The organism is Staphylococcus sp. GDX7P312P (assembly GCF_008385775.1).
Taxonomy (GTDB): domain Bacteria; phylum Bacillota; class Bacilli; order Staphylococcales; family Staphylococcaceae; genus Staphylococcus; species Staphylococcus haemolyticus.
The window spans coordinates 1-22,841 of record NZ_VUKI01000050.1 but is presented as its reverse complement, the minus strand read 5'-3'; the positions used below and the strand labels follow the sequence as shown (position 1 = coordinate 22,841).

At 31.5% G+C, this 22,841-nt stretch carries 16 protein-coding genes and 5 pseudogenes; 11 read left to right on the top strand and 10 right to left on the bottom strand.

What is annotated here, in order from left to right:
• The 6 genes and pseudogenes from F1592_RS12035 to F1592_RS13645 all read left to right on the top strand — a co-directional run.
• A pseudogene (locus tag F1592_RS12035) lies at positions 1-195 on the top strand (SAUGI family uracil-DNA glycosylase inhibitor); the annotation flags it as partial.
• An 89-nt stretch (positions 196-284) separates the two neighbouring features.
• Positions 285-596 (top strand): DUF960 domain-containing protein, encoded by a 312-nt coding sequence (locus tag F1592_RS12030; RefSeq protein ID WP_107639584.1) that lies wholly within the window; start codon positions 285-287, stop codon positions 594-596.
• Between the two features lie 15 nt (positions 597-611).
• Complete coding sequence (locus F1592_RS12025; RefSeq protein WP_149809592.1) at positions 612-1,121, top strand: DUF1643 domain-containing protein; 510 nt, start codon at positions 612-614, stop codon at positions 1,119-1,121.
• Between the two features lie 7 nt (positions 1,122-1,128).
• Positions 1,129-1,350: a hypothetical protein gene (locus F1592_RS12020; protein WP_149809591.1), complete on the top strand. Its 222-nt coding sequence runs from the start codon at positions 1,129-1,131 to the stop codon at positions 1,348-1,350.
• 282 nt (positions 1,351-1,632) lie between these two features.
• Complete coding sequence (locus F1592_RS12015; protein ID WP_070508388.1) at positions 1,633-2,130, top strand: GNAT family N-acetyltransferase; 498 nt, start codon at positions 1,633-1,635, stop codon at positions 2,128-2,130.
• A gap of 57 nt (positions 2,131-2,187) precedes the next feature.
• Positions 2,188-2,367, top strand: a pseudogene (locus tag F1592_RS13645) (hypothetical protein); the annotation flags it as partial.
• Positions 2,368-2,404: 37 nt separating this feature from the next.
• Here F1592_RS13645 and F1592_RS12010 read toward each other — a convergent pair.
• The 9 genes and pseudogenes from F1592_RS12010 to F1592_RS11965 form a co-directional block, all read right to left on the bottom strand.
• Positions 2,405-3,537 (bottom strand): annotated as a pseudogene (locus F1592_RS12010) (IS3 family transposase).
• A gap of 318 nt (positions 3,538-3,855) precedes the next feature.
• Positions 3,856-6,831, bottom strand: coding sequence for a restriction endonuclease (locus F1592_RS12005; RefSeq protein WP_149809590.1), 2,976 nt, complete (start codon positions 6,829-6,831; stop codon positions 3,856-3,858).
• An 11-nt stretch (positions 6,832-6,842) separates the two neighbouring features.
• Positions 6,843-8,795, bottom strand: a complete 1,953-nt coding sequence (locus F1592_RS12000) for a site-specific DNA-methyltransferase (protein WP_149809589.1) — start codon at positions 8,793-8,795, stop codon at positions 6,843-6,845.
• The gene (locus tag F1592_RS11995; protein ID WP_149809588.1) at positions 8,795-9,514 is read right to left on the bottom strand and encodes a DUF4391 domain-containing protein; all 720 of its coding nucleotides are present in this window, start codon (positions 9,512-9,514) and stop codon (positions 8,795-8,797) included. Before F1592_RS11995 ends, F1592_RS12000 begins: the two co-directional genes overlap by 1 nt.
• A gap of 2 nt (positions 9,515-9,516) precedes the next feature.
• Complete coding sequence (locus tag F1592_RS11990; protein WP_149809587.1) at positions 9,517-12,765, bottom strand: helicase-related protein; 3,249 nt, start codon at positions 12,763-12,765, stop codon at positions 9,517-9,519.
• Between the two features lie 113 nt (positions 12,766-12,878).
• Positions 12,879-13,190: a DUF6339 family protein gene (locus F1592_RS14055; protein ID WP_149809586.1), complete on the bottom strand. Its 312-nt coding sequence runs from the start codon at positions 13,188-13,190 to the stop codon at positions 12,879-12,881.
• A complete protein-coding gene (locus F1592_RS13950; RefSeq protein WP_145443569.1) occupies positions 13,190-13,522 on the bottom strand; it encodes a DUF6339 family protein in 333 nt (110 codons plus the stop codon). Before F1592_RS13950 ends, F1592_RS14055 begins: the two co-directional genes overlap by 1 nt.
• A gap of 1,269 nt (positions 13,523-14,791) precedes the next feature.
• The gene (locus F1592_RS11975; RefSeq protein ID WP_017175150.1) at positions 14,792-16,717 is read right to left on the bottom strand and encodes a heavy metal translocating P-type ATPase; all 1,926 of its coding nucleotides are present in this window, start codon (positions 16,715-16,717) and stop codon (positions 14,792-14,794) included.
• 329 nt (positions 16,718-17,046) lie between these two features.
• Positions 17,047-17,373, bottom strand: coding sequence for an ArsR/SmtB family transcription factor (locus tag F1592_RS11965; protein WP_000391495.1), 327 nt, complete (start codon positions 17,371-17,373; stop codon positions 17,047-17,049).
• Between the two features lie 206 nt (positions 17,374-17,579).
• Between F1592_RS11965 and F1592_RS11960 the strand changes: the two genes are divergently transcribed.
• Positions 17,580-17,939 (top strand): ZIP family metal transporter, encoded by a 360-nt coding sequence (locus tag F1592_RS11960; protein ID WP_017175149.1) that lies wholly within the window; start codon positions 17,580-17,582, stop codon positions 17,937-17,939.
• Positions 17,940-18,050: 111 nt separating this feature from the next.
• Here the strand turns inward: F1592_RS11960 and F1592_RS11955 are convergent.
• A pseudogene (locus tag F1592_RS11955) lies at positions 18,051-18,389 on the bottom strand (cassette chromosome recombinase CcrA); the annotation flags it as partial.
• Between the two features lie 8 nt (positions 18,390-18,397).
• On the opposite strand from F1592_RS11955, the pseudogene F1592_RS11950 reads away from it, so the two are divergent.
• The 4 genes and pseudogenes from F1592_RS11950 to F1592_RS11935 all read left to right on the top strand — a co-directional run.
• Positions 18,398-19,027, top strand: a pseudogene (locus tag F1592_RS11950) (cassette chromosome replicative helicase); the annotation flags it as partial.
• A gap of 186 nt (positions 19,028-19,213) precedes the next feature.
• Positions 19,214-20,575, top strand: coding sequence for a cassette chromosome recombinase CcrA (gene ccrA / locus F1592_RS11945; protein ID WP_149809585.1), 1,362 nt, complete (start codon positions 19,214-19,216; stop codon positions 20,573-20,575).
• Positions 20,572-22,200 (top strand): cassette chromosome recombinase CcrB, encoded by a 1,629-nt coding sequence (gene ccrB / locus F1592_RS11940; protein WP_149809584.1) that lies wholly within the window; start codon positions 20,572-20,574, stop codon positions 22,198-22,200. Before ccrA ends, ccrB begins: the two co-directional genes overlap by 4 nt.
• Positions 22,201-22,700: 500 nt before the next feature.
• On the top strand, positions 22,701-22,841 hold a 141-nt coding region (locus F1592_RS11935), incomplete at its 3' end, for an SAUGI family uracil-DNA glycosylase inhibitor (RefSeq protein WP_262926630.1).

The following is a 22,841-nucleotide window of genomic DNA, read 5'->3' as shown; positions in this document are numbered from 1 at the left end:
TTTTTACTTTGCAACAGAACCAATGATGAGCTACATGAGCTAAGTATCTATCCATTTCTAATGTATGCTAATAATCAACTCATCAGTATTGGTTATCTAGATCATTTTGATATGGACTTTCTCTACCTCACAGATACTAAAAATATAATTATTGATGAACGTCATTTACTAAGAGAAGGAGGGAATGACCATGAATAATTGGATCAAAGTGGCACAAATATCTGTTACGATTATTAGTCAAGCAATTATCATCATGAAAGAAATTCAAGACGAGGTAAAATAATATGAAAATCAATCGATACATCACAAGAGGCATTAGTGAACAACTATCTCTAGACCTTCAAATCTTACTTTGGAATATGGTAAAAGAGAGAGATAATCAACCTCATACAGATTACCTACACATTTTTAGACTACAAGAAGATAAGAATATACTCTCTATTAAGCATGAACAAGAACAACCCGCATACAAATTGGAATATCACTATACAAACTATGTAAAATATCAAAATGCACTACCTAAGAAAGTCTACGTCATTCGTGAAGATGATGTAGACGCTTTTTATTATGTGATGCTTTTACCAGAAGAATATTAAAAGGAGTGACAATATATGAATACAATCAAAAGTACCATACACACAGAAGCCATATTTAGCGATGATGAACAACACCGCTACTTACTCAAGAAAACTTGGGATGAAAAGAAACCGGCTTGTACTGTGATAACGATGTATCCTCATTTAGACGGTGTATTATCACTCGATCTTACTACGGTTCTCATCCTCAATCAATTAGCTAATTCTGAGCAATATGGCTCTGTTTATCTCGTTAATCTTTTCTCTAATATTAAAACACCTATGAGTATAAAGCATCTCAAAGATAAAGAACCTTACGATAAACACACGGACATACATTTAATGAAAGCAATTAGTGAAAGTGACACAGTGATTCTAGCTTATGGTGCCTATGCGAAGCGACCAGTTGTCGTTGAACGTGTTGAGCAAGTGATGGAAATGTTAAAAACTCATAAAAAGAAAGTTAAAAAGCTCATTAATCCAGCCACAAATGAAATTATGCATCCACTTAACCCTAAAGCACGTCAAAAATGGACATTGAAATAAAGGAGGAATGAACCATGAAACCACACACTCAGACTGGCGAATGGTTGCTAGTTGTTTGGCATCACATGATTATATATCAATCGTAAAAGGACTAGTACATCATTTTACAGCGATTGAAGATGAAGAAATATTGGATAAAATCTATGATGATTTTATGAATGATGACTCTATAACAACGGTACTTAACAATGATTTACAGGCAATTATTAACCAATATTTATCAAAATGAATATCATACCACTTAAAATAAAACTAAAGCATCCTTCACTTTTACGGTGAGGGATGCTTTATTATTTATTTTTTTATTGTTACTATTGATGTATTTATTCTTAATACAAACAAATGTGAGAATTTTATAGGTTTCATAGTAAGAGTAATAAATCGAGAATAACAAGAAAATGAGAATTAGTATGTGATGAATTGTTAAAATAAAGTGTTCACAGTGAATGATGACTTATTGGTTATTTATATTTATAATGCAAATATATAAGAAAATCTTGGGAGTAGAATTATGAAACTAAGAGCATTAGAGTATAGTGATTTACTTTTTGTTCATGAATTAAATAATGAATATTCTATTATGTCTTATTGGTTTGAAGAACCGTATGAATCCTTAACGGAACTTCAATATTTATTTGATAAGCATTTATTAGATGAATCAGAGAGACGTTTTATTGTTGAAGATGAAAATCAAGTCGTAGGTATTGTTGAATTAGTAGAAATTAATTACATCCATCGTAATTGTGAAATACAAATAATTATTAAACCTGAGTTCAGTGGTAAAGGTTATGCAAAATTCGCATTCGAAAAAGCGATAAATTATGCATTCGATATATTAAACATGCACAAAATTTATCTATATGTTGATACAGATAACAAAAAAGCTGTGCATATATACGAGTCACAAGGATTTAAAACAGAAGGATTACTCAAAGAGCAATTCTATACTAAAGGTAAATATAAAGATGCCTATTTTATGGCATTATTGAAATCTGAATATATTTTGTAGCATAAAAAATAACTCATATATTCACTTAGGTGAGTTCAAACCTAAATTACTTCTAATAAAATTAAAATGAGTTTCACTCGAATGTCCGTAAGAGGAATAAATAAAGTTAAAAGAGAATTTGGATTTGTATTAATGGCATTCAATATAAGAAAAGTAGTGGCTCAACCAGCTGAAAATAATCAAAAAATTTATAAAAAAGACAATTTCCATATTAATTCAACGGCACTGAACCCTTAAAATGGGAACTTAATAAACACACTATGTTCTAGACTGCTCATTCTCTGTATTTTACAGGGGATAAGTAGCCTAGTTTTTGTTGAATTCGATGATTATTATAGTTTTTAATGTATTTTTCGACAATATCTATTACAATATGATTAGAGCTATTAAGCTGATTATTGATATAAAAAGTTTCAGACTTTAGCGAGGAATGAAAACTTTCTATCGGGGCGTTATCGGCAGGTGTTCCCTTTCGGGACATACTTCTGATAATGCCTTTTTCTTCGCATCATTGATAATAAGTATAAGATGTATAAACGCTGTCTTGATCACTATGTAATATACACCCCTCAGGTATATCGATTTGATTGAATATATCATTAACTCAACTTTGGTCTTGTTTATCATTTATTTTAAACGCCACAATTTCTCCGTTATAAATGTCCATTATCGAAGATAAATACAACATAGAATGACCAAATGGTAAATAAGTCATATCGGTTGTTAATACTTCCATGGGACAACTCGCTTTAAATTGTCTTTGTAATAAATTGTCTGTTTTATAATATGGTTTACCTATCCTTGTCGTCTTTTTAGGTCTAACTCGGCAGTTCAAACGATGCTTCTGCATCATTCTCTGTACGCTCTTATGATTAATTGGTGATGTATAACATTGATTAATCAGTGCTGTAATCTTACGATAACCGTAGGTATAGTGGTTAGCTTCACATAATTCAATGACTTTTTGTGTTACAGTATCATTTTTATAGGTTTTGTTTTTCCATCGGTAATATGTTGATTTAGGTATGTTTAATACTTCTAGTATCAATTTGATTGAATAGTTTCCTTTTAATTGATCCACTAAACCTATGACTACTGTTAGTACCACTTATTTTCCAATGCCTTGTACTTTTTTAAAATATCCAATTCTATATCTTTCCTCTTATTTTCTAATTTTAATTGTTCTACTTCTGACAGCTCTTCTAATCCTTTACCGTAGGTATATTGTTTACCAACGTGTTGTGAAAATCTATAACTTTCCCCATTTCGATACCATCGCCACCAAGTTTTCACTTGTGTTCTATTTCTAATATTTAATTCTTCCATAATTTCTTTTGTTGAAAATTCTGCTGCTTTCATTTCAACAGCTTTATACTTTGTTTCTACTGAATAAGCAACTCTTTTCATAGAAAAAACACCTCCGCATGATTCATTTTAATATGAATTCAACGAAAGTGTTTTTATATAATTCCCACTAATTGGGTCAGTCCAAATTCTACAATTAAATTTTTTACTTCAATATTTAATTGTTTAATCGTTTTGCCTCTGAAGGTTATAGTTTGATATAAAGATTTTAAATAAACATTTAAATTCACAATTATCCCGTCCTTGTATACCTTAGTATCTATAAATTATTATATTAAAATACCAGCACAGAGTAAGAAGGATAATCTAATCAAAATGTGCTGGTAAAAGTTTTATTGTTACTTTATAAATAAAATTTTTTTAATAAATATTTTTTAAGCTTGTTTCTTTCACAAAATCTATTCCTGTATCAATCGCATCAAAGTGTTTTTTACCGCATTTTATTTTAGATAATTCAGTTGGTCTCAAATCTTCACTTGCTATACTTCCTTTAGTTTCTACAATAAAATATAGCTTTTCCCTACCGAATTTCTCTAAAAGTACAGCCCAGTCAGGATTGTATGGTCCTAGTGGCGTTTTCACTTTAAACCAAGACGGTAATTTTATATAGAACTTAACGTTCTCATCTTTCTCACATTCAATTGCAAACTCTTTTTCGACTGTGGAATCATAGATAATATGATCATATAGAGAACGATTGTCGTTTACTTTTAAAGCATTTGTTGTATAACTTGAAAGTTCATCAGTTAGGAATAGACTTTGTTCATATTCTTCATTATTTCTCTCATATTTAACACCATCTACAATTGCATTCTTCTTTGCCGAATTAATAATTCTAGCGGTTTCCATCATGTACATTTGTGGATTACGTCTAAAATCTCTTAAAGTTTCACTATTAGATAATATTCTAATTAATGTTTTCCTAGTAAGTTTTGTCTCATTCTGTAAATAACTAATAATATCAGGAGCTTCTGTGTATTCTTCCTCAGATGCTTCAAATCCTGTAGATGTTTCATTAATTGTTCTTACACCTGATTGATCAGTTACAATATTTACTTTTTGATATTCTAATTTTGCAATTTTTACTGACAATTCTTCTCTTAATTTTGCTGAAGCGGTGTGAATAAATGCATCACTATCAAATGAAATAACATACTTAGTTTTGTATTTTATTTTATCCCAAATTTCTAAGAAAGGACCTGACAGTAATTCTTTACGTATTTTAATACTTACTCGTTCATCTTTATTTTTTATATCTACTTTATTAGTATCAAATATATTTTTCACAAAATCTGTGATTGAATCTTTCATTTTTTCATTGATATTTAAAATCTCTTCAGGTAATTCAAGTTCATCTTTTTCAATTGCTTCAGCTAATTTTAAACTTCCTTTTCCCTTACTATCAATATATTTATTTTCTTTCATGAATTTAATAAGAATCTTCGAATTAGCAGTTCCAAGCGGAATCTTTTCTCCTAAATCATTTGTTCCAATTACAATTGAACTAAAACTATTTTCTTCAAATATTCCAAATTTCATTCCTTCTTCTTCGTATTCTCTCTGCAAACCATTAGCAAAGTCTTCATAACTTTCATTAGCCATAACAGTTAATGTATTCGTTTCAAAACCAGGCACACGTTGCCCCTCTTGATTAACAGCAATACGTAAACCACGTCCAATTTTTTGACGTTTTGTAATGGTATCTTTTGTTTCTATTAAAGTACAAATTTGAAAGACGTTTGGATTGTCCCATCCTTCTTTTAGCGCAGAGTGAGAGAAAATAAAGCGTAGTTTATTTGCCTTATCAGTTTTTCCCTTTTCTGCGTTATACATTGTTAAAAGTTGTTCTTTATCTTTCATAATGGTTTTATATGTACTCTCATCTGCTGCAGTATTACCTTTTGTATTTTTAGGAATACCTTTGCCATCTACAGAAAAATATCCATCATGTACTTCTTCAGCCGGTATGTGTCTATCGATTAGTGATTTATACTTCTCTTTTTTGATTAACTTATTGTATTCAGCTTCAAATATTTGTGCATATTCTTCTTTGACCATGTTTTTATTCTCATCATATGATCGATACTTTTCAACCTTATCAATAAAGAATATACTCAATACTTTGATACCTTGTGAATTTAATTTTAATTCTTTATCTAAATGCTCTTCTATCGTTTTACGAATTTGACCTCTTTTTATTTGTCTATCGTTTTCGTTTGATTGACTTAAACGTATGATTGACGGCTCTCCTGAAAATTCAATATACTCATTACCAGGCTCAGCAGAAATTTCTTGTACAAAACCTACTTTTTCATATGTGGAAATCCGCTTAGATTTAAGATATAAATCATCACCTTGCTTTAGTTTTATTTCTTTTTTGTCGATATTTCCTTTAGAACTAACATACATTTCAACAGATGCTGTTATAGTTGTTTTATTTGATTTAACATTTAATAATTTAATATATGCTTCATTACCATCTACATCATTTTTTATACCAGCAACTTCTATTTGTTTTACTAATTCGTGTTGGTATGCTTCTACAGGGCCCAATCGATATAGCAAAGGATATTCAGTATTTTTATGCGTTGCAGAATATCTAAATGAAACAGATGGATTTAATGCTTCAATAGCTTTCTTAGCATTTTCAGTGTTATCTACACTTTGAGGCTCATCAATAATAATAATAGGATTTGTTTCTGCAATTAGATCTATCGGTCTAATACCATTTAATTTATCCATATCATCACGATAAATGATATTCATATTATCGTTATTTTTCTTTCCTTTAGAAAAGGCTTGAATATTAATAACCATAATCTCAATGTTATTGCTCTCAGCAAAGTTACGTACTTCATCAAGCTTTGAACTGTTATACATAAATGAGTTATAAATCACACTATTCATTTGTGTTTTAAAGTAATCTTTAGTCATTTCAATCGTTTTCATAACACCTTCTTTGATTGCAACTGAAGGTACTACAATCACAAACTTAGTAAATCCATATGATTTGTTTAACTCAAGAATCGATTTTAAATACACAAATGTTTTACCCGTACCAGTTTCCATTTCTATATTGAATTGAGGAAATGGAATAGGAATTGAATCAGAAATTGGAATACCATTATCTATTTGAATTTGATTGACGTTCTTTAACATTCTTTTGTAGTTTTTAATTACTTTATTCCCTACACCATGCTCACCAAAAAAACTTCCTTGGTTTCTCTTATCTGAAATAGTAAATAAAGATTGATTGATTTCATGACCTTTAAAAACACGTAACACTGAATTAATTGCATCTTGCTGATAATTCAGTTCATCAAATTGAATCTTCATTTAAACACCTCTTATATCGTTAATATATTCTCTTCTGGATAACCACTATCCTTTAATAGCTCAATTACATTCAATTTACCTGCATCACTCTTAAATCCAGCATCCTTCAATACTACTGAGCTCGTATCAGTACCATACTCATTTCGTTTATCAATAATTCCTTGAGCAACTGATACATCAATATCATCTGCTAAACAAACGAATAAATTTCCATATGCAACATCATAGATATTTCTCCCAACATGTTCAAACTGATTCACTTTATACGTTAAATCTAAACCATTTTTCAACATAATTTCATATACAACATCGAGTTCACTTCTACCTTCTACAAATACATCTTCATAAGCAAATAAGTTATCCTCTAAATCTTCAAAATCTGAATTCCATTCACGAATATTTGATTTATCTAATTTCATTACCTTAAAACCAACATCCAATTGCTCAGGATCTACAAAATCATCTGCCAACATCCCAGCTTTATTATTCTTCTCGATTAACTCTTGTTTAACTAATTCACCCGCACGACGAATCCTCTCTTCACCAATATCACAAATCGTTCTGTAACCATCTTTATATGCCTCACTCTTCTCATCTAACTTTTCAGGAAGTTGAACCATAATAAACTTTCTATTACCGCCATCTTCTGCGTTTAATTGCATTGTTGCGTGTGCTGTAGTTGCTGAGCCTGAAAAGAAATCCAGTATGATATCGCTCTCATTTATACAAATATTCAAAGTATCTTTAATTAAATTTAATGATTTTGGAAAGTCAAATGTCTTGATTCCTAACAAATTATCTAAAACTTTTGTTCCATAATGATAAGCGTGGTACTGTTTTTTTATCCAGTGAGTTTTTAATACCTGGTTTTCTCTTAATTTTTCATAAATTATTACTTCATTATCTTCAATTACTGCAATAATATCCTTTTGTCTAATCCTTGCTTCACATGTAGTTTTACTCGTCTTCCACGTTCTTTCAACTCCTGTTTTAGTTACTGGGTAAACAGGAATGCTATTATCAAATTTTTCTATACTTATTTTCTTTAAGTCTTTCGACACATAAATAGGATAAAAAAAGTCTGGTTTACTTTCTCTGAGTGAATATTTACCATCTGACAATCTAATGAAATTTTTAAGCCTATATAACCCTTTTTCATCTTTCTGATCGTATAATTCTTTCAACTCTTCATCAATAATATTTTTTTCAAAGTTAAATGTATTTTTATCTCTTGCATAAAACAATGCAAATTCATTACTTGGACCAAAATGTCTTGCTTGATTTCTTCCTTCTGGTTTATGAACCACACTAATTACTCCTAATTTGTTACTCTCTCCAAATATTTCGTCACAAATCTTGATTAGGTTAGCAACTTCATAGTGATCTATAGCGATTACAAAAACCCCGTCTTTCTTTAATAGACTTTTTGATACTTTAATTCTTGAATACATCATATTTAACCAGTTTGTATGCACTTTTCCATCATAATCACTATTAGTATGTAATATCCCATTATTCCCGTCGATTTGTCCTGTATATTTTAAATAATTCTTAATATCATCCTTAAAGTCATTTTTATATATCAAGTCGTATCCAGTATTATATGGCGGATCAATATAAATCATTTTAATTTTGTTACTATATGACTTTTGAAGTAACTTCAACACTTCTAAATTATCACCTTCGATATACAAATTTTCTGTCGTATCAAAGTTTTTGCTTTTCTCTTTATCTGGTCTTAATGTTCCTTTAGATGGCTTTTGTGCTCCTAAAATCGCATCTTTCTTACCATGCCAATTGAATGAATATCGTTCCTTCTCTCCATTTACTTCTTGTCCTAATATTGTTTTTAACTTATCAAAGTCTATTTGCTCTCCATCTGTTAATATTTCAGGAAACAATTCTTTTAACTTCTTAATATTCTCATTCGTTAAATCTGGTGAACTACTGGGCACTTTGTTCATTACGATTCCTCCTTAGTTAAGTACTTTGCTCTTTCTTCTTTAAGTTTATTAGCTTTAAGTTGATACTCAATCCTTCTATTCAATTGTGGTTCTTTCTTAGCCTTATTAACCAGCTTCTGAATTTCTTTATCAAGCTTCATCACTAATTCTAACAATTCAACTTTGTTATCTTCAATTGAAGCATCATATTTCTCTTTTGATTCAGCTGCAACAAATTTAGCCATCATATCTAAATAAAATGTCCTAAAGCTCGTTTTATCTAAAGCATCTAAGTTTGCTAAACTTAAGTATGTATTTAAGTTTTCAGTTTCTGTTGTTTCAAGTATATTCGTAACTCTTAAATAACCTTTGTCTGTTTTTTCGTGTTCCGACATTATTATTTTATATCGATCTTCGCAGTTAAATATAATAATTAATGGATAAGGCATTACTGAAGCTAACGTTTTATAAATATCTTTAACTTTACTTAGCTGATTTACCTTTATTTGAAAGAGAATTATTTCTTCATACTTTTCTTTTTTGCTTTCATATTTAAGTATATTTGTATTACGTTCAGAAATTGTCGCTAGAATTCTTATACCTCTAGCAACTATCCTTTCCTGGAATAATTTGCGTTGAGGTAAGGTAAGCTGTTTCACCAACTGATTGAAAGGAAACGTTCTTAAAGTCCATGATTCTTTAGGTAAGTTTAGTGTTGTTAAAATTTCTTCTTCTTTCATTATTAATCTCCTTTAATAATTAAAAATGAAATTAATTCAATATCATTAAAATCTAAGTTTAAGGATTGTTGAATATCTGTTCCACCTGGTGTAAAGAAACTATCAAATACAGATTCTTCTTGTTTATTCCTTACAACATCAATTGATTTCTTTAGTAAGTCAGTATAGATTGTCATATCTTCACCGTTATCAGTCTCTTTGTTAAATTGATCTACCAGCTCAGCAAAAGGTTCATCTTGTCCTAAAGCTAATCTTCTATAGAAATCTAATATCGTCTTAGCGTTCGTATAGTGTAATAAAGAGTCTCCGTTATCTTTTAAGTAAAGTAGTATATATGGCTCAAGGCTATTGTTAGACATATCGATTGGTGCATTTTGTTTAAAACAGAAGATAACTCCTGGTTCTGCTTCTTTTAATACATTATTCGATACAATAGAATACATACCTTTTGGCGCTTTCTCTAAATCTTTCTTATGTTCCTTAATCGCATGTGATAAATCACTCTTAAAGTCAGTATACGTTAAATCTGTAATTGAAATTGCACCCGATACGTCTTCTAAGTTTATTCCTTCATCTTGCAATGCCTTCAACTGGTTACGACGATATTCAATATCATTCATTTCTTTCCCAGAAACGTCGAATACATCTTCTTCACCAGTAGCTGACGTATTAAGTAACTTCATACGCCCTTTAACTCTTTCTTCGAGGTTAATGTATTCATCTAGTTCCATATTTGGCCAGAAGTTTACTAGTTGAATATCCTTGTTTCTTGAACCGATCCTGTCAATACGACCAAATCTCTGAATAACTCTAACTGGGTTCCAGTGAATATCATAGTTGATTAAGTAATCGCAATCCTGTAAGTTTTGCCCTTCTGATATACAGTCTGTTGCAAATAAAATATCAATTTCTTCAGTAGCTTCCGGATTGGTAAGCGCTCTGTCCTTTGATATTGGAGAGAAGTTTGTAAGTACATCAACTAAATCTTTAGCTTTTACACCCTTCAGAGTAGTTTTGTTATCTCCAGAACCCATCACCATTGCTGAATGTATATTGTTTTCTAATAATTTCTCATTTAGGTTGTTGTATAGATATTGAATCGTATCTGCAAATGCTGAGAAGATAATAATCTTCTTATTACCATCATTGATAGGATTTTCGACCTTCTTCTTAATATGCTCACTTAATACTTTTAACTTTTCATCTCTACTAACATCGATATTCTTTGTCTCATTATACAAATCCGTTAATAGCGTTAAATCTCGTTTTAGATCACCTAACCACTTGATATGATCAATATCTTCGACTTTAATACGGACTTTATCGCTTCCTACTGTAATTACCTCTAATTCATCATCTTCAATTTCTGATGTTTCACTATAATCATTACTAAAGTTCTTATTATGGGAAGCTTCTAGAATATTGATTGTCTCATTCATCTTGTAAATGATGTTCTCAATCGTTTTATTAAATGAATATATCGAGCTCTCTAGCCTTTTAAATATATTCACTTTCATTAAACTAGCGACGGCAAATTCACGATCTGTTTGTTTAAATTTACCTGACCCTTCTTTTACCGTTGTATCATATAAATCTTCATAATATTTTCTTTTATTTGGCAATACATACTTCATCGGTTGATAAATACTGAATTCCATACTGGACATAAGCTCATTAACTTTCGCCATACCTCTAAATTCATTATTGATATCCACATCAGTCTTTATAGATATTGGTTTTAATCTATTCGGGAAAGAACCAATATCATTTACATCATAATACTTTTCAATATGTTTTCTACTTCTTGCTATTGAAAGTGCATCTAAAATTTGAAAATATTCGGGATTCACCATATTTAAAAAGTTCGTTGTTGTTCTTTCTTCACTCGGTAGCTCCGACCATCTATTAAATGAAGTTTGTGCATTTTTAAGTGCTGTATTTATTGAATCAACACCTTCATTTAATAATGCTGTATCATCTTCTTCTGTAATAAATGCTATTTGATTTTTAATGTCATTCATTTTGTTATTCACAGGGGTAGCTGAAAGCAAAAGAACTTTTGTTTTAACACCCTTTTTAATTACTTCCTGCATCAATTTTTGATATCTAGTTAATTTATTTTTTACAGCATTATTATTTCTAAAGTTATGTGATTCATCAATGACAACCAAATCATAATTTGACCAATTAATAGATTCAAGATTAATATCACCAGTATATCCTGAGTCTCGACTTAAATCAGTATGATTGAGGACATCATATCTAAATCTATCATCTACAAGAATATTCTTTTTATCGTTCTGTTTATATGTTAGCCAATTATCTCTCAATTTTTTTGGTGCTAGTACGAGTACTCTATCATTTCGTAATTCGTAATATTTGATTACCGCTAAAGCGGAGAATGTCTTTCCTAGTCCTACACTATCTGCTAATATACAACCGTTGAATCTTTCAATTTTATCGATAATACCAAGTACTCCATCTTTCTGGAACTCGAATAATTTATTCCAAACGACAGTTTCTTTAAAATTAGTACCTTCTTTTATTACGTTATCCTCGCTCAAATTATCTAACTCATCTGAGAAGATGTTATAGAGCGTCACAAAATATAACCACTCTGGAGAGTTTTCCTTATAGATTAGTTTAATTTGTTCTAGCACATTTTCTGTTACATCTTTGACCTTTGTCTCATCATTCCAAATAGCATCAAACTCAACTAAGCTATTCTCAACTAATTCATCTACACCTGCTAATACGAAATATGATCCGAGTCTATTTGAAGAAGTTAAACCTAACCCATCAGCTGTAAAATCTATATCTGATTGTGAAAATAAATTAATCTTATTATTATGGACTAATAATTGCTTACTTATTGAATAATCATCAACAAGTGTTTTAAAAGTAGCTTTTTCATTTATCCATTTTGTGACTTGATTCGCTGTTCGCGTAGAAATCATTTTGTTTCTTAACTGAATCTCAAAATTATTCCCATCGAACTTTGGATTATTCTCAATTTCTTGTAATTGCAGTTTGTATTGTCTCTTTACTTCTTGTCCTAATTTATAGAAAGCGGGTTTAGTAAATAAAAATTTAAACTCTGATAATTTATCTAATTCTTCTTTAATAGCATAGTATGCAAATAAACTAAATGTAGCTGATGCAACTGTCAACTTAGCATCTTTATAAACATTTTCTTTAAGTAAATTAACTAAAGTATTCTCTCCTTTATTATCAACTACGTATTGTTTCATTGCTGTTTTCACCTCGATTAATTTATTAATTCTATTTTCTCATAAATAATTCGTTAAGGCTTAGTTATTATAGATATATTTCACTTCTTAATATTTATCATATACTCATAATTCTACTCGTTATCCTTCAAATACCCATAAATCTCTTCTTCAACTTCCGCTTTTGTCTTCAAATCAAGCAGAGTAACTCCTCCAATTAGATTCAAATACTTATTCGCTTGAACAAAGTGATCTCGTTTTATATCAACTCCATCTTGTTTCAACCTGTAAATCGCTGAAAGAATCCCTAATCCCAGTTCTTTATTCGATGTAAAGTTACTTAAGAAGAAGATTACTGCTCTAGCTGAGAAATCACTTCCGCAGAAAAACTTAGTGAGTTCACATGGGTCTTCTCTCGTTGCATCATATGTAAGATGCCTACTCACTATAATCTAGATAGTACATTGACAAACAATGCTCTTTTTAAACCATTTTTGTATGATGTTAATGCAGTTTTAATTCTTTCATCTTTATTCTTACTCAGTTCATCATTTAATCGATAATACAAATAATCTTTGTAGTATGTCATTGTCATTCCTAACCAGAACTTTTCCTGACTTGCTTGTACTGGTGATAGCATATGCAATGAACGATGTAGTATTTCGCCATTCTTTGGATCTGTATCTGAATAAATTCCTTCAGTAATTAGAGGTTCATGGTCAAACTCAATATTTCCATCAAGAATTGTCTCTTTATTAAAGATGGTTTCTAATCCCACTTCATCATTTTCTTATATATACTTCACATATGTATCAAAATTCGCCAAGAACTCTTCTACTGTTTCACTAGTCGCGTATTTAATTATCTTTTTCATTATACGACCAATCTTTCGTCTAGATACAGTGAGGCTTTATTCTTTAAATTATTCTTAATTTGTCTTGTACCGAAGTTTTTTCTATTCGAATTAAACGTATCTATAATAATGAATCGCCTACACTTAATTCGACATTTTCTATGAGAATAATATAAAAAATAACCGCATCACTTATGATATGCTTCTGCGTATCGTTTTATACTGGGGTTTTTATAATAATAATGGTCCTTACATTTTCAAAGACTAAATTCACGTGTAGACATATTGAATGCGTCTTATTAGGATCTAATCTAATCAAACAAAAATTTAAGAGAGAAATCATATCTACAGGTTTTTTAACCAGAAGATTATTTTGATCTATTTCAAAAATTTTCAAACCGTTCTTAAAAGTGTATTTTTATAAAAGTATGATAAAAGAGAAATTTTAGTCGCTTACTTCGTTTCAAGATATTACTGATACAATAAGGTTAAAAAATCGGTACGTTTAACAGAACAAGTGTAGGTATTATAATAAACGTTTTTGATTTTGATGAAAAATAAGCTGTTCAATTTTTGATTGAACAGCTTTACCTAGTTATCCTTACTTTTATTCTTTTACCCTCAAAAGGCGGAGAGCATTCAGTATTACAATAATAGCAGCTCCTGTATCACTTAATACGGCCATTCATAGTGTAAGTATTCCCAAGAATATCAGAACAAATGCCGCCAACTTTATTGTGATGGAAAACCAGGTGCGGTTGGGAAAATCCCCTTCCTGCGATTACCGTTCACAAACGCCCAAAAAGAGCAACTGGCTCTTTTAGCTCTGGGACTGTCTTGGCATAGAGAAGGTAAAACCTTTCCCACTTAAAAGAACGGAAAAAGACGCTCTGTCCTGGCATTATCTTTGGCTCGACGCTTGCCCCCATACGGATATTAATCGTTTCGAAACTTTTAATACAGTCAATTTAACTTTTGAATGTAAACTGGCTGCCTTAAGTCACTGTTTATGATTTTATGCTTCCCATGCTCTTTAATTGCTTATTTGACCGCCCGTATGATAAAAACGGTATGCAAGGCATTGTTTTTACTCATAACATCTTTATTAGATTGCTCTGTTTTTTAGTGTCCAATGTTATGGGAACATTGTAGAATCCACACTTCAAAGTTCATTCATGTCAATCGATTCGTTCATTATTTAGATCTTAATAATCGAAGTCCATTTAGTATAACAACTAAAGTACTTCCTTCATGAACAATTACACTGATTGTAATATCAGTTAATCCTAACAAACTAACGACAACTAAAAAGGCAACAACTGCCATTGAAAAAATAATATTTTGCCTAATAACACGACCCATATTTGAGGAAATTTTATGAGACTGTACTAATTTAGATAAATTGTTCTGCATTAAAACCAAATCAGATACTTCTACTGCCACATCAGTACCGCCCCCCATAGCTATACCAACATCAGCATTAACAAGGGCCGGTGCATCGTTCACACCATCTCCAACCATGGCAGTAACTCCAAATTTTTCTTTTTGTTCTTCTATAATTCTGGATTTATCTTCAGGCATTACATTAGCGATAACTTCGTCTATTCCCAATTGTTCGCCTACAGCTTTTCCCGTCATTTCCGAATCACCAGTAATTAAAGTCGTGTGGATACCAAGTTTCTTAAAGTAATTAATTGTTTCTTTAGCATGCTCATTCGGAATATCCATTAGAGCTATAATCCCAATAACTTCTTCATTTTCTGCTACGTATACAACCGTCTTTCCTTCTGATGCCCAATCATGATTGAACTGGGTATACTCTTCAGAAGCACTTTCAAAAGAAGTAGGCTTACCAATACGATAATTTTTTCCATTATAATCTCCTGTCAGACCTTTTCCAATTTGATTAGTAACTTCGATGTCTATTTTATTTTTAACTTCAAATTTTTCTAAAATAGCATTAGCGAGTGGGTGATTGGATTCCTTTTCAAGGGCGACTATAATATCAATAATATTTTCTTCGTTCACAGAATGAGTGAAATAGTAATTTGTTACTTTAGGTTCTCCGTTCGTAAGGGTTCCTGTTTTATCGAAGGCAATTGCATCTATATCCGCTAATTGTGATAGGTAAGTACTTCCTTTTGAAAGCACGCCTTTTTTAGCTAGGTTAGATGTTGTAGACAATGTTACAGATACAGTAGCTGCTGCCAAAGCACACGGTGAAGCTGCGACTAAAATCACTAATCCCCTGTAAACACTTTGCGACCATGTCCAATCAAATAGAAAAGGAGCAAGTAACATTACTAATGGTATTGCGATTAAAACTATATTAACATATTTAGGCTCGAATTTTTGAATGATACTGGCAGCTTTTGTTTGATTATCTTGGTTTTGACTAACTAATTGTAAAATTTTAGAGAATACAGTATCCTTGTTTTCCTTAGTGACTTCCATAGTAAAAGTACCTGTTCCATTAATCGTACTTCCAAAAACTTCGTCACCCTTAGATTTCTCTTTCGGTATACTTTCTCCATTAATAGAAGATTCATCAATTGAGGTAGTACCGGATAAAATAATCCCATCAATTGGAACTTGATCACCGTTCAGCACTTGGAGTTGATCTCCAACTTTTAATTCACTGACATCAACAATTTTTGTGTTTCCATCAGGTAGGATTAATTTAGCTGTCGTTGGGTTCATTTCGAGTAGCTTAGTAATTTCTCTTTTACTTCTTCCTTCAGCGTAATCTTCAAGAAAATGAGCGCCGGAAAAAATAAGTATCAAAAGGGTTCCTTCCCAAAAACTCCCTATCAGAGAAGCCCCGATTGCAGCTAATCCCATTAGAATATGAGAATTAGGAGTGAATTTTCCCTTTAATTTAGTATTTTCAACTGTCTCTCCAATTCCTTCGAGAATAATTACATGGTAGCCGGCTGTGATTGTGGCAATTGAAAATAAGATGTTTTGTATTAATAAATTTGCATCACTTAAAAAAAGCCCAATTATAGCCAACACTAAGCCAATAAAATATGAAATAATTGGCATTTTTCCGTGATCATGATCATGACTATGATCGTGGCTATGACTTTCGTGTGCTTGTTGCTCTTGAATATTTTTCATTTCTATCACCTTTCTAAATAAATATGATATATCGGGTTCCAATATATTCGCAGTAAGCTTTACTAAACCAGGACGTTAATTGACCACATCCAAACTTTTTGTATCCAATAATACATCCTATGAATTTATCAACCGTATTCACTAACCCTCTCTGCTACACCCATCTCACTTTCCTTCGAGATATCATACAACGCTTTCCATTCTGTTTTTTTGTTTTCCATATCCATTGCAAAACCCCCTTTTCATATGCCTATAATATTGTTATATGATCATATAACAATATTAATGACGTGAATTATTATTAACACTCATTACTGGTTTACGGAATACTAGTGATGACAGGCGTGATCGATCGCCTGTTTTAGCATATTCATAGTATGTTCATCATCATGGGAATAAAACAATGTTGTGCCTTCCCTTCGGAATTTTACTAACCGTAAATTTTTCAAGAACCGCAATTGATGGGAAACTGTTGATTGTCTAAGATGTAGCGTTTCAGCAATACCGTTTACCGAATACTCCTTATAAAAGAGCAAATGGAGAATCCGGATTCTCGTAGGATCACCTAACGCTTTAAATGTTTGCGATACGACAAATAATGTTTCATCATCTAAATCCTTATTATTTACTTCCTCTAATTCCTTTTTTTCTTCCATTATCCTTCCCTCACTTTAGGTTTCAATTCAAAACCTTATATATAATAATCACTATTTATCTACATATATTAATATATGTTCATATATATGATATAACCATCTGAATAAAAAATCAAATAATATTTAATATGAATTCATATATTTTGTTTTGATTTTTTAGAGTAAAATAAACAAAGCCTTTTTAAGAATAGTGGGATGAGTGCAGTATGGATGATCGGGCGTTAGCTTCCGCACTTGTAATTGGTGTTGGCGGTGGACTCGCTTGGATAATGGAAGGTTTTCAAAGTGGTCATGGCTTTATTTATTCATTATGTGCAGGCCTTATAATTGGCTTATTATTTTTTGAAATGATTCCGGAAAGTATTGAATTAGGCGGGTGGGTAATTTTACTCGGTGGAATAGCAATAGGCTTAGTATTATTCCAATCCATTCATCTATTAATGGATAAAATTACAATTATCACTAATAGTCATCAAAAAGATATTTTCGTTCGATCGGGGGTACTTTTAATTATCAGTATAGCAATTCATAATTTCCCTGTTGGCAATATTCCTTTATTTGTGTAATTTGACCATTAATACTAAATTTATCAATGTCTTGAGAAATTATTGAAACTCTAACATAACATCCTACAGATTTTCTTTTCATTTCTTTCATATTTTTCATCCTTTCATTAATTAAGCAATCGATGATTGCGTAGCTTGGTTTACAATGTTTAGCGGTTCATTTTTGAAATAGATTCCCACAAGGCTTTTGTTTTTAGAAATATGAATTTCATCAATATATCGGTATAACATGCTTAACGTGAAGTGTTGTTGAATTACATTTTCAAAAGACTTTTGAATTTGTTGCTCATTTATTGATAGTGTTGGTTTTGATTGTTGAAGTAACGATTGAGATTGTTTTCTGAACGTTTCTGCATCGATGGCTCCTTTAGCTAATTTATCTATCAATTGTTCTTGTGTAAGTGTGCTCCTAGTTTCTAGGGCCCTTTGTTTTTTGATCCGTTTTTGAATTACATCATTGGTTTAAAGATAAATTGAAGGATGAAACAAATAATACTGGTATTCGTATGTTTAAGCGCTATGCGGCTATCACTACTTCGGCCAAGATTCTTAGTCATGTTTTATCTACAGATATTGATATCACTAAAATAAAAGATTACTTTATTGATTATCATACTCATACAGTCTCTGAACGATCACTGGCAGATAAAGCGATTGAAGTCATTACGCAATTTGTAGCACAAAACCGTGGTAAGTTTTCTGATGACAAAGCGTTAAAGAATATGATTGAGAATTATGGACTAATTGCCTTAAAAGATGATTATATCGAAGTCAAAATCATTGCGACTGTATTTAAAGATATGCTGAAAGAACAGCACTTTCAGGATGTCAACAATGTCGTGAATGCACTAAGAGATAAAGGTTTTATTGAATCTGACCGTGATCGAATTACGACAAAACGAACAGTTAAAGATGACTATGGTAAGAAACAGTCACTTGTCTTTTACCATTTAAAACTAGATTCAGAATATGCATCTATTTTTGGTCTAACTAAAGATGCTGAACCTATTAAAGCTAAAATTAACTTGGATAACAAAAAGATGCTTGAATCATGGAAAAAACAGAATGATGATTTAATTGATTTTTAATAACTTAAAGATGCAATCGTACAGGAGTAGATAAAATGGATGAATTGATTGAATTACTAGCTGATTTAGTTATTGAAGAGTTACAGAACGATAATTAATCATTGCGGTCCAACGTGCTTTTAACACGTTGGACCTTTCATTCTAATTCATTCATAAACATATATTATCTCTATGGAGGTGTATAACATGGAAGAAGCCGTTGCTTACGTACGTCAAAGTACACTAAAACAACAAAGTTTAGCGACTCAGAAATCTCTCATTTTGAATACTGCTAAGCAATATGGATGGCCTAATGTGACGTTTTATGATGATAAGAGAAGCGGTCGAAATACGAAACGGTCGGGTTATCAAAAGATGGTAGAAATGATTACGTCCGGAAAATGTAAAGTATTGTGTTGCTATCGCTTGAACCGACTACATCGTAATTTGAAAAATGCCATACAATTCTTTGAAATTTGTAAAAAGCATCACGTCACAATCATCAGTGTTAACGATGGATATTTTGATTTGTCTAAAGAGTTTGATTGCTTTCGCTTGAACATACTTATGAGTCTAGCGGAAATGGAATCAAACAATATCAGTGAACAGACACGAAATGGGATAAGAGAAAAAGCCAAACAAGGTAAGCTAATCACAACTCATGCACCTTTTGGCTATCGTTATAGACAAGGTCATTTTGTTGTACATGAAGAAGAAGCGTATACAGTCAAAGCTGTCTATCGCTGGTACTTACAAGGTCTAGGCTACAAAAAAATTTCCCAACATTTAGATAACAATCCTAAGCTTACTCCACGTAAGCCCTATCAAGTTAGAAATATTCTCTTGAACCCTAACTATTGCGGTCGTGTCATCAATAAGTATGGAACATTTAATGATTTAGTACCTTCTATTGTCGACATTGATACCTTTGAACAAGCACAGCAACGTCGCTTGAATAAACATCATAAACAACACATTTCTGAAAACAAATTAAAGAAGCTACTTAAATGTCCTTACTGTCAATCAACATTAACAAACTTAACAATAAAAAAAGAACATCATTCTCTACGTTACTATGTCTGTCCTAAAAATATGAATGAAGCTTATCATACGTGTCCATTTAAAGGTATCAATGCGCAAATGATTGAAACAGAGGTCCTCAACACTTGTAAAGCATATTGTAACAATCAGTCATTTCATGACAAATTAAATGAGACAATACTAAAAGCTCTAAAACGCCAACAAATGAAACACAGACAATCACATCTAACACAAGAACAACTCATCGAAAAGCTAGCACAAAATCAAATTGATATCGAGACGTTTAAACGCTTATCTGCTGGCTTTGAAAGAGAAGAACGTTACTCTAATTATTCATCCAATCAAATTGCTGAAACAATCCGTCATGTAGTCAAAGATAAATTGACATTAGAAACCATAGTCCCTTTGATTGATAACATCATAATAACGCAAACAAAACAATTACAAGGAATCTACTTTAAAAACAGTCCACTCAATATCGTTGAACAATCGCATTTAATAACTCCTGAAAGGAATGAAGTCATATGAAACAACTCAAAAAGAAACGTATTGGATTATACGCACGTGTATCAACTGAAATGCAAACGGATGGTTACAGTATTCAAGGTCAATTGAATCAACTTACAGAGTATTGTCAATTTCAAGGTTATGAAGTCGTCAATGAATACACAGATCGAGGTATATCGGGTAAAACAATGCAACGTCCAGAATTACAACGTATGTTAAAAGATGCCAACGAAGGTAAATTAGATTGTATTATGGTCTACAAAACCAATCGTTTGGCTAGAAATACCTCAGACTTATTAAATATTGTCGAGGAATTGTATAAGATTAATGTCGAATTTTTTAGTCTAACTGAAAAAATAGAAATTGCCAGCTCAACAGGTAAATTGATGCTCCAAATTTTAGCCAGCTTTGCAGAATTTGAAAGAAATACGATTGTAGAGAATGTCTACAATGGCCAAAGACAACGAGCGATTGAAGGTTATTACCAAGGTAATTTGCCTTTAGGCTATGATAAAGTACCTGATAGTAAAAAAGAACTGATGATTAATCAACATGAAGCGAATATTGTTAAATATATTTTTGAGTCATACGCTAAAGGTCATGGTTATCGTAAGATAGCGAACGCATTGAATCATAAAGGTTATGTGACTAAGAAAGGGAAACCTTTTAGCATTTCGTCCATTACTTACATCATCTCAAACCCTTTTTACATTGGAAAGATACAGTTTGCGAAGTATAGACACTGGAGCGATAAAAGACGAAAAGGACTCAATGAAGAACCGATCATTGCAGATGGTAAGCATGCGCCTATTATTGATAAAGCTTTATGGGATAAAGTACAGTTTAAACGCCAAGAGAGTCGCAAGAAACCACAAGTTCATGGTAAAGGGACAAACCTACTGACTGGCATTGTAAAATGCCCGAAATGTGGCGCAGCAATGGCGGCAAGTAATACAACCAATACATTAAAAGATGGCACTAAGAAACGAATCAGATATTACTCATGTAGTAATTTTAGAAACAAAGGTTCAAAAGTTTGTTCAGCCAATAGTGTTAGAGCAGATGTATTAGAAAAATACGTTATGGACCAGATATTAGAAATTATCAAAAGTAAAAAGGTATTGAAACAATTGGTTGAAAAAGTAAATGAAAAAAGTCAAATAGACGTCTCTTCTTTGAACCATGATATTGCCTATAAACAGTCACAGTATGAAGAAATAAAAGCCAAAATGCATACACTAACGAAAACTATTGAAGACTCACCTGACTTAGATAGCGTATTGAAACCAACAATACTTAGCTACCAAGATGAATTGAATCAAATAAATAATCAAATCCATCAACTAGAACAAGATAAACAAGCGGAAGCTCCACATTATGATGCAGATATGATTTCCAACATACTGCAAACAATATTCAATGACATAGATAAATTAGAAAAATCGCAGTTGAAATCATTGTATCTGACGGTCATCGATCGTATTGATATCCGAAAAGATGAGCATCATAAGAAGCAATTTTATGTTACGCTCAAGTTGAATAATGATATTATCAAACAACTATTTAATAACCATCCACTCGACGAAGTGCTCCTTAGCACTTCGTCTTTATTTTTGCCACAAACTTTATATATAACTATTGAATAAACAATAACTACACTGCTATTCTTTCACTTATTTTATCTAACCAGTTTTAGAATTCTCTTTATCAATTTCAATAACACTTATCTAATGAAACAGTCATTGTCGTAATTATTTTCATAACTACATGAAGCTTATATTGAAATTGCTAAAGAACATCCCACAATGATTTTTTACCGGGAAAGGAATGGGATTTGCAGATTCGAAGAAGCAGAAGGATTGTGCAAGCACAATCCCAAAATCCCGTTATTCTTTATAAATAAATAATATATATAAGGAAGCAGAGACCCAATCCTATCATCAATACTTATAAATAATGAGTTGATTGTTCGTCAAAATGAGTGGGATTCCGGGATTTCCTTGTTACACCAACGTTTGTAGCAGGTTTTTATATGGAATTTTCTCTTATTCCCACCGGGATTCGTAATAAATGACAAATCAAATATATATTATCCCAATGATGTATATCAACTACATCACTATCACACTATCTAGGAGGCAATGATATGAAAATAACCACTCAAGAACTCAAACAATATATAACTCGTCTATTCCAACTATCTAACAACGAAACATGGGAATGTGAAGCGTTAGAAGAAGCAGCAGAAAATATACTTCCTACTCGTTTTGTAGACCATACCCCACTT